General features: G+C 62.9%; 14 protein-coding genes. 9 read left to right on the top strand and 5 right to left on the bottom strand.

Going from position 1 to position 14,213, the window contains the following annotated elements; genetic code table 11:
* Positions 1 to 10 precede the first annotated feature (10 nt).
* Positions 11 to 2,143 (bottom strand): type I secretion system permease/ATPase, encoded by a 2,133-nt coding sequence (locus ACVDG8_RS11055; protein WP_447254741.1) that lies wholly within the window; start codon positions 2,141 to 2,143, stop codon positions 11 to 13.
* 36 nt (positions 2,144 to 2,179) lie between these two features.
* Positions 2,180 to 3,628, bottom strand: a complete 1,449-nt coding sequence (locus ACVDG8_RS11050; protein WP_447254740.1) for a TolC family outer membrane protein — start codon at positions 3,626 to 3,628, stop codon at positions 2,180 to 2,182.
* Positions 3,629 to 4,182: 554 nt separating this feature from the next.
* Between ACVDG8_RS11050 and ACVDG8_RS11045 the strand changes: the two genes are divergently transcribed.
* The gene (locus ACVDG8_RS11045; RefSeq protein WP_455707682.1) at positions 4,183 to 4,416 is read left to right on the top strand and encodes an FCD domain-containing protein; all 234 of its coding nucleotides are present in this window, start codon (positions 4,183 to 4,185) and stop codon (positions 4,414 to 4,416) included.
* A gap of 317 nt (positions 4,417 to 4,733) precedes the next feature.
* On the top strand, positions 4,734 to 5,927 hold the full coding sequence (locus ACVDG8_RS11040; RefSeq protein WP_455707681.1) for a tetratricopeptide repeat protein: 1,194 nt from the start codon (positions 4,734 to 4,736) through the stop codon (positions 5,925 to 5,927).
* A gap of 20 nt (positions 5,928 to 5,947) precedes the next feature.
* On the opposite strand, the gene ACVDG8_RS11035 is transcribed toward ACVDG8_RS11040, so the two are convergent.
* Genes ACVDG8_RS11035 through ACVDG8_RS11025 form a run of 3 tightly spaced genes read right to left on the bottom strand, consistent with a single transcriptional unit; the run spans position 5,948 to position 7,769 of the window.
* Positions 5,948 to 6,730 (bottom strand): GntR family transcriptional regulator, encoded by a 783-nt coding sequence (locus tag ACVDG8_RS11035; protein ID WP_447257304.1) that lies wholly within the window; start codon positions 6,728 to 6,730, stop codon positions 5,948 to 5,950.
* Positions 6,731 to 6,735: 5 nt separating this feature from the next.
* A complete protein-coding gene (locus ACVDG8_RS11030; protein ID WP_455707680.1) occupies positions 6,736 to 7,599 on the bottom strand; it encodes a Gfo/Idh/MocA family protein in 864 nt (287 codons plus the stop codon).
* Positions 7,563 to 7,769 (bottom strand): hypothetical protein, encoded by a 207-nt coding sequence (locus tag ACVDG8_RS11025; RefSeq protein WP_455707679.1) that lies wholly within the window; start codon positions 7,767 to 7,769, stop codon positions 7,563 to 7,565. Before ACVDG8_RS11025 ends, ACVDG8_RS11030 begins: the two co-directional genes overlap by 37 nt.
* A 178-nt stretch (positions 7,770 to 7,947) precedes the next feature.
* Here ACVDG8_RS11025 and ACVDG8_RS11020 point away from each other — a divergent pair, with 178 nt between their 5' ends.
* The 7 genes from ACVDG8_RS11020 to ACVDG8_RS10990 all read left to right on the top strand — a co-directional run bounded on the left by ACVDG8_RS11020 (position 7,948) and on the right by ACVDG8_RS10990 (position 14,186).
* Complete coding sequence (locus tag ACVDG8_RS11020; protein ID WP_447254737.1) at positions 7,948 to 9,216, top strand: ABC transporter substrate-binding protein; 1,269 nt, start codon at positions 7,948 to 7,950, stop codon at positions 9,214 to 9,216.
* Positions 9,217 to 9,313: 97 nt separating this feature from the next.
* On the top strand, positions 9,314 to 10,201 hold the full coding sequence (locus tag ACVDG8_RS11015; protein WP_447254736.1) for a carbohydrate ABC transporter permease: 888 nt from the start codon (positions 9,314 to 9,316) through the stop codon (positions 10,199 to 10,201).
* A gap of 8 nt (positions 10,202 to 10,209) precedes the next feature.
* Positions 10,210 to 11,085: a carbohydrate ABC transporter permease gene (locus ACVDG8_RS11010; protein WP_447254735.1), complete on the top strand. Its 876-nt coding sequence runs from the start codon at positions 10,210 to 10,212 to the stop codon at positions 11,083 to 11,085.
* A 33-nt stretch (positions 11,086 to 11,118) separates the two neighbouring features.
* A complete protein-coding gene (locus tag ACVDG8_RS11005) occupies positions 11,119 to 11,313 on the top strand; it encodes a hypothetical protein (protein WP_455707678.1) in 195 nt (64 codons plus the stop codon).
* Entirely contained in the window at positions 11,310 to 12,161 is an 852-nt protein-coding gene (locus ACVDG8_RS11000) for an SIS domain-containing protein (protein ID WP_455707677.1), read from the top strand. The genes ACVDG8_RS11005 and ACVDG8_RS11000 overlap by 4 nt, the downstream gene beginning before the upstream one ends.
* Positions 12,161 to 13,090: an ROK family protein gene (locus tag ACVDG8_RS10995; RefSeq protein ID WP_455707676.1), complete on the top strand. Its 930-nt coding sequence runs from the start codon at positions 12,161 to 12,163 to the stop codon at positions 13,088 to 13,090. The genes ACVDG8_RS11000 and ACVDG8_RS10995 overlap by 1 nt, the downstream gene beginning before the upstream one ends.
* 4 nt (positions 13,091 to 13,094) lie before the next feature.
* A complete protein-coding gene (locus ACVDG8_RS10990; RefSeq protein WP_447254732.1) occupies positions 13,095 to 14,186 on the top strand; it encodes an ABC transporter ATP-binding protein in 1,092 nt (363 codons plus the stop codon).
* The last annotated feature ends 27 nt before the right edge of the window (positions 14,187 to 14,213 follow it).

Here is a 14,213-nt window from a genome sequence, read left to right as displayed (position 1 = left end):
GTCTGCTTCGTCAGGCGCTTGTTTTCTGCAGCGCCTGTATCACTTGGTCCTTCGGTCCATCGGCAACGATCTTGCCTTGATCCACAACGATGAGGCGGTCGGCGAGCTCCAGCATGCTGAAGCGGTGCGTCGAGACGATCAGCGTCGTGTTGCGGTCGAAGGCCACTTTCAACTGCTTGATGAGCTGGCGTTCGGAAGCCAGATCCATGGAGCCCGACGGCTCGTCGAGGAAGACGATCTTCGGCTTGGTCAGCAACAGACGGGCGATGGCCACGGCCTGTCTCTGGCCACCCGAGAGGTTGGTGCCGCGCTCGCCGACATTCATGTCGTAGCCACGCGGGTGGCGGGAGACGAAATCGTCGACGCCGGCCGCCTTGGCCGCTTCGACGATTTGCTCATCGCTCGCCTCCGGGCAGGCCATCAGGAGATTTTCCTTGATGGTGCCGGAGAACAGATCGTTGGCTTGTGCGACGATGCCGACAGCGGCGCGAACTTCCGAAGGATGGTATTGGCGGATGTCGACCCCGTCCAAAAGCAGCTCGCCGGAAGTCGGCACGAAAAGGCGGCCGATGAGCCGGCCCATCGTCGTCTTTCCCGAGCCGATGCGACCGATGATGCCGATGCGTTCACCGGGCTTCACCGCAAAACTCATCGCGGTCAGGACTTCGGTTTCGGCCCCCGGATAGGTGAAGCCGACATTCCTGAACACCATGGCGCCGTTTCGGATGGGGCGGTTGACGAAGCCGACCGTATCCGGCCGATCCTCCGGCTGCGCCATGATCGAGTTCACCATGCGCAGCGAAAGCATGGCCTGGCGATACCTGGACAGGGTCATCGCGATCTGGCCAAGCGGAGCCACGGCGCGACTTGCCAGCATGACCGTGCCGATGATTGCTCCGGTGGATACATGGCCTTCCGCGAAAGCATAGGCGCCGGCCACGATCAGCGCGATGGTGACCATCTGCTGGATGGCTGAGGTTATGTTGCCGGCGGCTGCTGAAAGCTGCTTGATTTTCTCGGACGTGTTGGCCGCGTTTTTCGAGTGCTCGCCCCATTTGCGCAGCAGATACGCCTCGGCCCGCAGCGACTTGATGGTCTCCAGCGTCGAGATGGACTCGACCAGCAGCGCCTGGCGCTGCGAGGCCTCGTTCATGGAGGCCGCGACCCGCTTGCCGATGCGCCGTTGCGTGACCAATCCGACGATCACCGACGCGACGAAGGCCAGCGCCGGTATGATGACCAGCCAATCGCCGATCGCATAGATAACAAGCAGAAAGACGAAGACGAATGCGGTGTCGATGAACACGCTGATGGTGTTCGAGGTGAAGAATTCGCGCACGAACTCATATTGCGACACCCGGTTTGCGTATTCGCCTGTGGAGCCGGGGCGTGCCGACAGCGATGAGTTCAGCACTTTCTCGAACAGCATGTAGGAGATGCGCAGGTCTGCCTTGCGCCCGGCATAGTCGATGAGGGAGGCCCTGGCCGTCTTCAGCAACAGATCGAAAAGGATGACGGCAGAGATGCCGATCGACAGCACCCAAAGCGTCGATATCGCCTTGTTCGGCAAGATCCGATCGTAGACGTTCATGGTGAAGACCGGCGACGCGATCGCCAGCAGATTGATGAATAGAGCCGACAGCACGACCTTCGAATAGGTGCGCCAGAACGGCCCCATCGTTCCGGTCAGCCAATGCCGCCGTTCGATCCTGGCGGCCGAACCGACATTCATCCCCTCGGTTGCATTGGCATAGGTGATCGAGAACGAGACGCCGCCGCTGATGTAGCTTTCGGCAAGCTCTGATTTGCTGACGGTGGTGCGCCCGTCTTCCTGAGGCGCGGTCGTGAATGCGCCGTCCTCGGTCTCGGCGAGCAAAGCGACGGGAAGTCGGCTGACGCGGAACAGGATAGCGGGGAGATCGATGCGCCCCCGAACGAAGTCGCGATGGCTGAACTCGGTGATTTCAAGGCCGACGCGCTCTGCAAGGCGCCGGATGGCGTCAATGTCGATGCGCGTGTCGGACAGCGGCACGCCGGCAAACAGCACCGTCTCCGCGCTCGGCCGGCCGAGATATCCGGCGACAGCCGCGAAGCAGCCCTTGAAGGCCTCCTTTGGGGAAAGAATGTTGGGTTGCTGGTTCACGGTCCGCCCGGGGGCACTCTCGCTTGGCCCGACCTGTCACTTCTTCCTTACCGGTGCGAGGATATCGAAGGGCAGGTCGTTCTTCTGCTCCGACGGCGTCCGCGCATAGGTTTCGGTGTCAGCCGTTTCAGGCGTGCCGAACTCGGTCTTCGCGTAGGCGCTGGCCTGTTTTGGCGGCTGAATGTCCATTGTCTTCAGCAATTGCCCGGTTGCGGCAAGCAGCCGGTATTCGGCGAAAAGCGACGCATAGGACGCCGTGTCCGCCAGTGTCGCGGTGTTGAAGCGGGTGTTCTGCGCGTCGAGCACGTCGAGCAGCGACCGCTGCCCGACCTTGAACTGCTCGCGATAGGACGCCACCAGCTTTTCGTTGGTGGCGGCCTGCTGCCTCAGCGTCTTTGCCTGCTCGGCCTGCCGGAAGCGACGATCCCATGAGGTGCGAACAGCTTCCTCGATTTCGCGCAGGACCTGGTGCAAGGCCAGCCGCTGCTCGCTGGTGCGGCGGATTTGCTCCTGCTCGTTGGCCTTGTCGATGCCGCCGCGATAAAGGTTCCAGCGCAGCACCACCCGCGCCTGCAGGTCGTTGGTGCCACCGTCGCTGCCATCGATGTCGGAGCCTGCCCGGGCAACTCCTTCGGCAGTGATGGAGGGGCCGAACTTTGCCCGTGCGGCGTCCACCAGCGAGGCCGCGGCGTCGATATCGCTGTTGGCCATGTGCACGCGTGGATTGTTCTGTCGCGCCAGCCCGATCGCTTCATCGAGCGACCTTGGCAACGCAGCGGAAACATCGCCCGGTTTGGCGGCGCTGGTCAGCGGCTTTCCGACAGTCTTGAAGAACCGGATCTTTGCGGCCTCCATTTCCTCGGTGGCTTCCTGCAAGCGCGCCTTGGCGGCGAACAGCCGCTCCTCCGCCTGTTGGCGGTCGGCATCGTTCAGCGCGCCGCCGGCGATGCCTTGCCGGATGTCGCCGAGAATTGCCTGATGGAAGGCAAGGTTCTTTTTGGCTTCGGCAACGATCGAAGCCTGCAGCATGGCTTCGAGGTAATCCTGGACGACGGAGAGGCCGATGAATTCGGACCGTTCCAGAACGCGGAACGAGGCACCGTCCACCCGCGAGGCCTGGCGGTTGAGTTCGGCGCGCCTTGCACCGCTATCATAGAGCGTTTGCGAAACCGTGAGATCGGTTTCTGCCGGATAGAGCGTGTCGTTCTCGATATCCAGCGCGCGTCTGTCAGGATTGTCGAGGCGGCGAGCCCCTGCCGATGCCTCGACATCCACACTCGGCAGATAGAGGCCCTTCGCCTGGCGCAATTCGAATTCGATGGCTTCACGATTTTCGATCGCCTGGCCGATCTCCGGATTGGACTCCACCGCCACTGCCATGGCCTCTCGTAGCGTGAGAGCGTGAGCGCTGCCATAGCCCAACATGGTGGCAGTCATCATCAAGCCAAGACGCTTGGCCATGGCCGACATTGCTGTCTTATTCATTCCCCACACCCCATGCTCCCGACGCCATTAGGGCGCTACATCCCCGGTGAGAGTGTCTAACAAATTACGGGAGATGTGAGCACTGATTGATTTAGTGATCCCTAAAATCGCTCAATAAGATTGCAGGATGTGGCAGAAATGGCACAAAAAATGCTCTTTTGGCCGCAAACGAGGGCGGTCCGACATCGGGAAGACGGCTAAAGCGTCTTCAACTCACCTGTATGGGGACTCAACCACTCGATCCCGGGCATGAAGAGTCTGACATGGCGACGATTTTTGCAGTAATGGTTCTTGGCATCTGTATTCGCCATGCTCTGAGGCGGTGGAAATCCGACAGCTTGAAGACCTCGCGGATCGGCGGTCTGATGTCTGTTTCCTCGACATGCCGCAAGATGCGGCGAGAACTTGCGAATGCCCGGCCATTGGCTCGCCGCTCACCGGGAGGCTTTTGTTCGCATCGAAGCGCGGCCTGACCAGCCATCCTGTGCGCAAAGCGCGCGGCCGAGGCCGCTCTCGAATTCCACGCAATCATTGCGGCTGCCTGCCCTAACAGAATGATCGTTGACCTCTATCAGCCTGTCCGTGACAAGCTGACAGAGACACAAATCCAGCCGATTCCAATTACCGAGCCGGCTCGAATGAGGGCCTCGATCGCGGAGCATAGGCGCGTCACTGACGCCCCTAGGATGCGCGATGCAGCCAAGGCAACGCGCGAGATGCAAAATCACATTCGCAACACGGCCCGCTGCGCCGGTATCTCCCTCACGTCGAGCGTCCTTTCGGATTGAGTTAACGGAGCTGCCGCCCAGACTCCGTGTGCGGCTCGGCAGATGACTTTGGCGCGCAGCTGGTCCCGACATTTGACGAAGCCTTGAGTGAAGGCCGCTCCTATTCCTGGGTACACCCCGGCGTAGCCGTCTTGCAGAGAATATCGCCGCTGCGTCGACCGATGTTTAGGTGCTACTTGCATCGTACACGCCAAACTGTCTGTTCTGCTGTTTTCTCGACAATGTGTATGGCCGCCGCTTTGCATCTCAGCCTATGTCCTTCGGCTCGACCTGCCCGGTGAAGTAGAAACCGGTTGAGGTCTTCTGGGGAAATTCCGATGAAGGTGGCCATGACCAGGGATGAGCAGACAGCGCTGGCGCGCAAATGGCGTTGGCTTATCAGGCTGGTGTTGATCATTATCGTGGCGGTTGTCCTGCAGTACTTCCGCGATTTTTTCACCGACCCGAATTACACCGCGTGCCTTGATAAGACCTTAGGCGCCGACCGGCGGATCGAGACTTGCACACAAGTGATCGAGCACGGCGCCATCGACAGACGCGGTGCCGCCTATGAAATGCGCGGCAATGCCTGGATTACAAAACGCGACTATGACCGCGCCATGGCCGACTACGACCAGGCCGTCAGCCTCCATCCGAAAAACGCGCTTGTATTTTACAATCGAGGCAGGGCGTGGTTGTTGAAGGGCGACAACGACCGCGCGATCGCCGATTGCGACCAGGCTATCGCTCTCGATCCAAAAATGGTCGATGCCTATAACAATCGTGGCCTGGCGTGGGCCGGGAAGGGTGAAGACGACCGCGCGATCGCCGACTACGATCACGCGACCAGCCTCGATCCGTTGCGTGCGAACCCTTTCTACAATCTGGGCATGGCGCGCGCCCGTAAAGGTGACAAAGACCGGGCGATGGCCGATTTCAGCACCGCCATTACGCTCGATCTGAATTTCGGTGCTGCTTATGTCGGCCGCGGCTACATCCGCATCGATAAGGGTGACAAGGAGGGTGCCGTCGCGGATTTCGACAATGCGCTCCGGATCGATCCGAAGAATGACGAAGCTTCTTATGGGCGGGGGATTGCCTATTTCCATTCCGGCGCGATGGCCAAGGCGCGGGTCGATTTCGAGCGTGCCGCGATACTGCATCCAGACTGTGCCTACTGCGCGATATGGCTGGATATGGCCGAGCGGCGCCTCACCGGCGCCGGAAGCCATCTACAGGGCCGGATCGGCAAGATCGACATGACCAAATGGCCAGCGCCGGTGATCCGGATGCTGCTCGGCGAGAAAACGGCCGCCGAGACGCTGGCGGCGGCAGCCGACACCGTGGATGCCAACACAATGACCGGACAGGTCTGCGAGGCCAATTTCTACACGGCCGAGTTCGACCATATCCAGGGCCAGGAGGATGAGGCGTTGCGGCTTTATCGGACGGCCGTCAGCGATTGCCCTGCGGACTTCATCGAAGCCGCGGCGGCCAAGGCGGCGCTGCGCGAACTGGGCGCGTCGCTATAGGTTGCCTCCCAGCCCACCGGCTATTCGCGGGCCATAGGTGTTATTGGAATACGGGCGGCGGTCTTGCCGGCGCGCGAGAACGATGTGCGCAGGCGGTAGCGGTCGCCGGCGTAGCGGATCGTCGAGGACAGGAGCGGCCGGCCGGCCGCATCGACGATGAGCTGGCGCATGACCAAAGTGGATTTGCCGACCTCGATGTCGAGATGCCCGGCCAGCACGGGATCGGCGCCGCGTGCCTCGATCGTGGCCTCGGCGCGCGCCAGGTCGATACCGGCATCGATGAGTAGCCCGAACAGCGAGGCATTGCTGAAATCGACATGGCTGAGATCGGGGACAAGCGCGAGCGGGAAGAACGAGGTGTCGACGGCGACCGGCACCTGGTCGAGGCGCCGGATCCGCTCCAGGTGGAACAGCGCAGCACCCGGCGCGATCGCAAGCTCCTCGGCTTCGTCCAGCGATGCCGGCGCCTGTTCGGCGCGCAGCACGTCGGAAGAGGGCGTCAGGCCGAGGCGCCTGGCGGTCTCGCTGAACGATTCCAGCGTGTTGGGAAACTCCTTCGGCACCTTGGCCGAGACGTACCAGCCGCGCCCGTGCGAGGGCGTCAGCACGCCTTCCTCGACAAGGCTCTGCAGGGCACGGCGCAAGGTCACCCTTGAAATCGACATGCGCGTGAACAGGTCGCGCTCGGCCGGCAGCCGTGCGCCAGACGCAAGCTTGCCGCTGGCGATCTCCTTGAGGATCGCATCGGCCGCTTGCCGCCAGAGTGGTTCGGGTCCGTCCGACTGCAGTGGCGAGCCCTCCATCTCGGTCACCTCTTGATCTTTTCCCACACGCCCGTTCGCATCGAACGGTAGCAGGCGTCAATTATGTGGTTGACGATGACGCCGTCCTCGAAGGTTTCGAGCGGCGTCGTCCCCGCCGCGAAATGGTCGACAAAGTGGCGCATCTGTTGCGAAAAGCCGTAGGCGCGGGTCTCTTCGGGCACCGGGTAAACCCAGCCGGTCTCGGCATCGGCCTTCTCGACGAGATAGCCCACCGGCTTTTCGATAAAACCCCAGACCGGACCGACCGACGTGTCGGTGACGATGCGGCCGGCCGACCCGACCAGTTCGTGGCGAAGCTGCATGCCGCCTTTCTCGATCCATGACGATTCGATCGTGGCGAGCTGGCCGCCGGCGAATTTCAGCAGCGCGATCGCCGTGTCTTCCCCGGTCGTCTTGTCGCCATGCGCCATCGTGGCGCCCCATGCGAACACCTCGGTGATGAGATTGTCCTTGCCGAAAAAGTGGCGCGCGCTTTCGACGGTGTGGCAGCCCATGTCGAGCAGGGCGCCGCCGCCGGCAAGCTCGGCGTTCCAGAAATGCGGCGCGTGCGGGCCGGAATGCGCCTCACGCGCCCGCATGGTCAAGAGATTGCCGATGCCGCCGGCCTGGATCATCTGGTGGGCCTTGGCGATGTTGGGGGAGAATACCGCGCATTCGGCGTAGCCATGCCAGATGCCGGCGCGCTGGACGATGTCGAGGATTTCCTGCGCTTCCTTGCCGGTGCGCGCCAGCGGCTTGGTGCAGATCACCGCCTTGCCATGCCTGGCGGCGATCCTGACGGCTTCGAGATGGATTTCGTTGGGCAGGGCGATCACCACCAGCTCGACCGCCGGATCGGCGCACAGCACCTCGATATCCCGGTGCGCGGTGACCTTAGGCCCCCACTTTTAGCGAAGGCCGTGGCGCGCTCGAAGCTGCGCGACGAGCAGGCGACGAGCTCGGCATTGCGCACGTCGAGCAGCGAGTCCGCATAGGTGTCGGCGATGAAGCCCGAGCCCAGAATTCCAACGCCAATCATTCAAATCCTCCCAGATTTTTTGCCATCAGCTTGCTGCTGCTCAGCCATAGCAGCGGCTGTTTGATGGAAAAGACAACACAATACCACTTGTCACAAGATGTATCAGTAGGTATGGTCCGAGGCAACAGTGCAAAATCGTGAATCCACACGAAGCACCATCTTGAGGGAGAGCAGGAAAATGCGTTCCATACGTGTATCGATCCCGCTGGCGGCGACGCTCGGCGTGATGTTTTCAGGCGGTGTCGGTGCGGCGCTGGCCGACCCGGTCACCATCACCTTGAACAGCTGGCGCACCGAGGACATCGCCGTCTGGCAGGATACCATCCTGCCGGCCTTCGAGGCCAAGCATCCCGACATCAAGGTCGAGTTCGCGCCGATCAACACCAATGAATACAACGCCGCCATCCAGTCGCAGATCGAAGGCGGCGCCGGCGGCGACCTGATCACCTGCCGGCCGTTCGACGTCAACCGCGAATGGATCAAGCGCGGCTATTTCGAATCGCTCGAAGGCCTGCCGGGCTTGGCGAATTTCGACAAGACCTCGCGTGCGGCATGGAGCGGTGCCGACGACAAGACCTATTGCCTGCCGGTCGCGGCCGTGCTCGCCGGCTTCTACTACAACGCCGACATCTTCAAGGAACTGAACCTCAAGGTGCCGACCACCAGCGCCGAGTTCATCGACGTGCTGACCGCAATCAAGAAAGACGGCCGTTACACGCCGCTTGCTTACGGCTCGGCGGAGTCCTGGCAGCTCGCCTATAACGGTCTCTACTCGATCGGCCCGGCCTATTGGAAAGGCGAGGCGGGCCGGCTCGGCCTGATCGACGGCAAGAAGAAGCTGACCGATCCGGAGTTCGTCGACGCCATAGCCGCCTTCGAAGCGTGGAAGCCGTTCCTGCCGGCCGGGCAGGAGAGCCTGAACTATGCCGACATGACGCAGCTGTTCACGCTCGGCAAAGCCGCCATCCTTCCCGACGGCTCATGGGACATCAACCAGGCGACCTCGACCAACCTTAATGTCGGCGTGTTCGGCCCGCCGGTGCCGAAGGCGGGCGACCAGCGCTATCTCCAGGAAATGCCGGATATGGGCATCGGCATCAACGCCAAGAGCACGCATAAGGAAGCGGCAAAAACCTTCCTCGACTGGGTCGCCGGGCCTGAGTTCCAGGAGCTCTACGTCAACGCCGCGCCTGGCTTCTTTGCCATGAGCTCGAAGCCTGTGACCTACAAGAACAAGCTGGCGCAGGACTTCGCCGACCTGAAGAAGGGTGCTCAGCTCACCCCGCGTTTGGCGCTGGATCGGCTCAGCGCCGGCACGCCGCCGCTCGACGACGAGACCTGGCGCCTGCTGCAGGTGATGTTCACCAAGTCCGACGTCACGCCGCAGCAGGTTGCGACCGAACTCCAGGCCGGCCTCGCCTCCTGGTACGGACCGCAGAAGAAGTAATCCGGCACCGTCTCGCGCATGCCTTGCCAGAGGGCAGGGCATGCGCAAGCTACCGGCACGCCAGCCATGATGACCGGCGTGAAGATGAGGTTTTCCGTTGATATCTCCCGCCGTCGCCTATCGAAACCTGCTTCTGTTCGTGCTGCCGGCCCTGGCCGTCTACCTGGTCTTTGCCGTGCTGCCGCTGGCGACCTCGATCGTCATGAGCTTCTTCCAGACCAGCGGTGCGGCGGGTGACACCTTCGTCGGCTTTGCCAATTACGTGCGGCTGTTCACCCACCCGACGATCAGCGCCCGTTTCTGGAACGCATTGCTCAACAACATGCAGTATTTCGCCATTCACCTGATCGTCGAAGTGCCGATGGGCCTGCTGCTGGCAGCATTGCTGACATCGGGAAAACTTGCGCGCTCGGAAGGCATCTACCGCACGCTGCTGTTCATCCCGGCGACGCTGTCGGTGGTGATCGTCGGCTTCGTCTGGCGGCTGATCATCAACCCGCTCTGGGGTCTGGTCGGCTTTCCCTTGCTGGGCACGGAATCGACGGCGCTCACCACCATCTCGCTGATGTCGGTCTGGCAGTATTTCGGCATTCCCATGGTCTTCCTCTACAGCGCCTTGCTGGCGGTGCCCAACGAGCTGGTGGAGGCCGCCAACATCGACGGTGCCGGCGGCTGGACGACCTTCTGGAAGATCAAGTTCCCGCTGATCGCACCGCAATTCGGGCTGATCGCGATCCTCACCTATATCTGGACGTTCAACGGTTTCGACCTGGTGTTCGCGCTCAACGGCTCGGCGCCCGGTCCGAACTACAGCACCGACATCCTCGGCACCTATTTCTACCGCACCTTCTTCGGCTCGAGCGGACAGCTTGCCGATCTCGATCTGGGCAGCGCCGTCGCAACGGTCATCTTCCTCACCGTGTTGCTGGTCACCGCGGCCTATTTCTGGCTGATCCAGCGCCGCCTGAAATCCTATTCGGTCTAGGAACTGAGATGAGCGCCCCAGACCTCAGCATACCTGTCGCCCGTCGTCACCGGGACCGCGAACCCTGGACGGCCGAGCGCGTCATCGTGCATGCGCTGCTGATCCTGTTCGTGCTGCTCGCCATCGGGCCGGTGCTGATCGTCATCATCAATTCGCTGAAGACGACGCCGGCGATCTTCGGTGGGCCGTTCGACCTGCCGACGGCCAAGACCTTCAGCCTCGAAGGCTACAAGCGCGTCTTCACGCGCGGCAATTTCATCGTCAACTACCGCAACAGCCTGATCGTCACGGTGACGACCATCGTGCTGACCGTTGTGCTGTCGACGCTCGCCGCCTTCGCCTTGGTCGAGTACCGGGTGCGGCTGGCCTCGCTGCTTGGCGGTCTGTTCGTGATCGGCATCATGCTGCCGATCCGGCTCGGCACCATCCCGCTCATCCAGATGATGCTGGCCTGGCGACTGATGGACACGCTGGCCGCGCTGATCCTCGTCTACACCGCCATGAGCATCCCGATCGCGGTGACGTTGATGGTCACCTATTTCCGCACCGTGCCGACCGATCTCAAGGAAGCGGCGCGCATGGATGGGGCGAGCGAATTGCGCACCTTCTGGATCGTGCTGCCTTTGGTCAGGCCGGGCCTCGCCGCTGTTGCCGCACTCACCATGCTGCCGGTCTGGAACGACCTCTGGTTCCCGCTGATCCTGGCGCCTAGCCGGCAGAACCAGACGGTCACGCTCGGCGTCCAGCAATTCGTCGGCCAGTTCATGAACGACTACCCGGCACTGCTCGCCGCGCTGACGCTGGGCGCGGTGCCGCTGGTGCTGCTCTTCACCCTCTTCTCGCGGCAATTCATCAGCGGGCTGAGCAAGGGCTACAGCAAATAATTTCCGACATTTCGAACTGATGGAACACCAAAAATGCAGATAGGCACTTACATCCGCCGGCAGCCCGAGACCCTCACCCGGATTCCCGGCGCGATAGGGAAGGCGCTCGATGGTTTTTCAAGCCTGCGCCAGACGCCGGAACGGATTGTGCTGCTCGGCACCGGCTCTTCGATGAACGCGCTGCTGGCAGGTGCGGAGGCGCTTGAAGAAGGACCGGCGCCTCGGTGATCGCCAAGGAGCCGGAGGCTTTTCTGCGCCTGCCGCCCAGGGCGTCGAACCAGCGGACGCTCGTGCTGGCCGCCTCGCAATCCGGCATGAGCATCACCACCATCGAGGCGGTACGCCTGTCGGTCGAGCACGGCTTTCCGACGCTCGTCATCACCGGCGAGGAAGGCAGCCTGATCACCGAGACCGGCGCCGAGATCATCGTCATGCCGATCGGCCCGGAGACCGTCGGCCCCAAGACCATGGGTTACACCGCGACCGTCATCTCGGTGCTGGCGGTGACGGCCAGGCTTGCCGGCAAAACGGTCGATGTGTCGGGGCTGCTTGCGCAGTTGCAGCAGACAACCGAAACCGGCCTTGCGGCGGCAAAGGACCTGATCGCTCGCTTCGGCGTCCCCGACTACATCCTGGTCGCAGGCCAGGCGACGCATCTCGGCACCGCGCTCGAAACATCGCTCAAGATCGCCGAGATCAGCGGCGTGCCGACGGCTGGCTTCGACACCGAAGAGGCGCTGCACGGCCATGTCTACGGCACCACCAACAACAGCCTGGTCGTCGCCGTCGCGCAGACCGAGACCGAGGCGAAAGTGGCCGCCAATCTCGGCGAGGCGCTGGCCGAGCTTGGACCGCGCACGGTCGTGCTCAACCTCTCCGGCCATCCAACGCGCTTCGACCTCGATGTCAGCTGGCCGACAGCGCCCGGGCAGCAATGGCTTGCCGGCTGCTGGGCGCCGATCCCGCTGCAATGGTATGGCTGCGAGTTGGCAATCGCGCGCGGCATCGATCCCGACAAGATGATCTACCCCAACCTCGGAAAGCGGCTCAACGTGCGCATCCGCAAGGAGGCATGATGGTAACCGCGATCGGAATCGACATTGGCGGCAGCCTGGTCAAGCTCGGCGTCGTCGATGGTTCGGGTAAGGTCCTGGCGCGCGGCGCGGTCCCTGTCCATCGCGACATCGAGTTCGCCGATTTCGTGCATCTGGTCACCGAGGCGACCGAGGCGCTGAGGAAGGCCTATCCCGGCATCGCCGCCATCGGCATCGGCGTTCCCGGCACGCCCAATCCCGAGACCGGCATGCTCAACGGCCGCTGCCCGGCGATCCCGGCGCTGCTCAAGGGCTCATTGTCAAAGCTGTTCTCGATCCGCTTCGGCGTGCCGGCCGTGGTCCGCAACGATGCCGTCAGCGCCACCCACGGCGAAATGCGCCACGGCGCCGGGCGTCCGTTCTCGCGCTTTGCGCTGTTGACGCTCGGCACCGGCATTGGCGGGTCGATGGTCATCGACCGCAAGGTCATCGACGGTCCGGACGGACTGCCGCCGCAATTCGGCTGCATCTCGCTCGACCCGGCCCGCACCGACATCGCCGATCCGGTGCCGGGCATGGTCGAGAACCTGGCCAGCGCCCGCGCGCTGGTCAATCGCTATCGCCAGCTCCAGCCCGACACCGACGCGAAGGACGCCGAGACCGTCGTCGACCTCGCCAAGCAAGGCGATGCGATCGCACTGCAGGTCGTCGACGAGGTGGCGCGCTGGCTTGGCCAGATGATCGGCATCATGTCGAACATGCTCAACATCGAAGCGGCGATCATCGGCGGCGGCCTGTCGCTCGCCGGTCCGTTCTTCATAGATCGCATCGCCGAGAATGTCAGGGATTTCGTCCTGCTCAAGCCTGGCCGCCCACCGGTGATCGTGGCGGCCGAGCACGGCAACGACGCCGGCGTGATCGGCACCGCCGCACTGGCGCTCGACATGTTCGCGCCCGGGGCAAAGGAGTAGCGCCATGGCCGATGTCGAACTGCGCAAGATTTCGAAGAGCTTTCAGAACCTCAAGGTCGTCCACGATATCGACCTCGACATCGCCGAGGGCGAGTTCGTCGTCCTCGTCGGGCCGTCCGGCTGCGGCAAGTCGACGACGCTGCGCATGGTGGCGGGGCTCGACCGGCCAAGCGGTGGCGAGATCCACATCGGCGGCCGGCTGGTCAACGACGTCCAGGCCAGGGACCGCGATATCGCCATGGTCTTCCAGAGTTATGCGCTCTACCCGCAGATGACGGTGGCGCAGAACATGGCTTTCGGTCTGCGCATCCGCAAAGTGCTGGACGCCGAGGTGACGCAGCGCATCGCCCGTGTCGCCGACATACTCGACCTCAGCGAGCTGTTGCAGCGCAAGCCGCATCAGCTTTCGGGCGGCCAGCGCCAGCGCGTCGCCATGGGCCGCGCCATGGTGCGCCAGCCGAAAGTCTTCCTGTTCGACGAGCCGCTGTCCAATCTCGACGCCAAGCTTCGCGGCAAGATGCGCGCCGAGATCAAGCGGCTGCATCAGATGGTCGCCACCACCACGGTCTATGTCACCCACGACCAGGTCGAGGCGATGACCTTGGCCGACCGTGTCGTGGTCATGAACAAGGGCCGCATCGAACAGATCGGGCCGCCCAACGATCTCTACCACGAGCCGGCCAGCCGCTTCGTCGCCGGCTTCATCGGCAGCCCCGGCATGAACTTCTTCAAATGCCGGCTGGAAGCGCGCGGCGACAAGCTGGCGGTCATACTCGGCGACGGCACGGCACTCGCCGTGCCTGCCTCCCGCACGGCGCGCTATGCTGGCCATGCCGGGCGCGAGCTCGAATTCGGCCTGCGGCCCGAGCACATCACCGAGCAGTGCGAGCGGCCCGATACCGTCGACATCAAGGTGCCGGTCGAGGTCGTCGAGCCGATGGGCATGGAGACGCTGCTGCATGTACTGGTCGCCGGCGCCGAGGCCACAGCGCGCATCGATCCGGCGGCGACGCCGAAGCCTGGCGAGATGGCGACGCTGTCGCTCGGCATGGCGCATATGCACCTGCTCGATCCCGAAACCGGCAAGGTGCTGTGAAAACCCGAAGGTTCCGGCGCAACGGGC

This window comes from Mesorhizobium sp. ORM8.1, from assembly GCF_053005525.2.
Note: the sequence above shows the minus strand (reverse complement) of the source record. Positions and strands in the feature narration are given on the sequence as shown.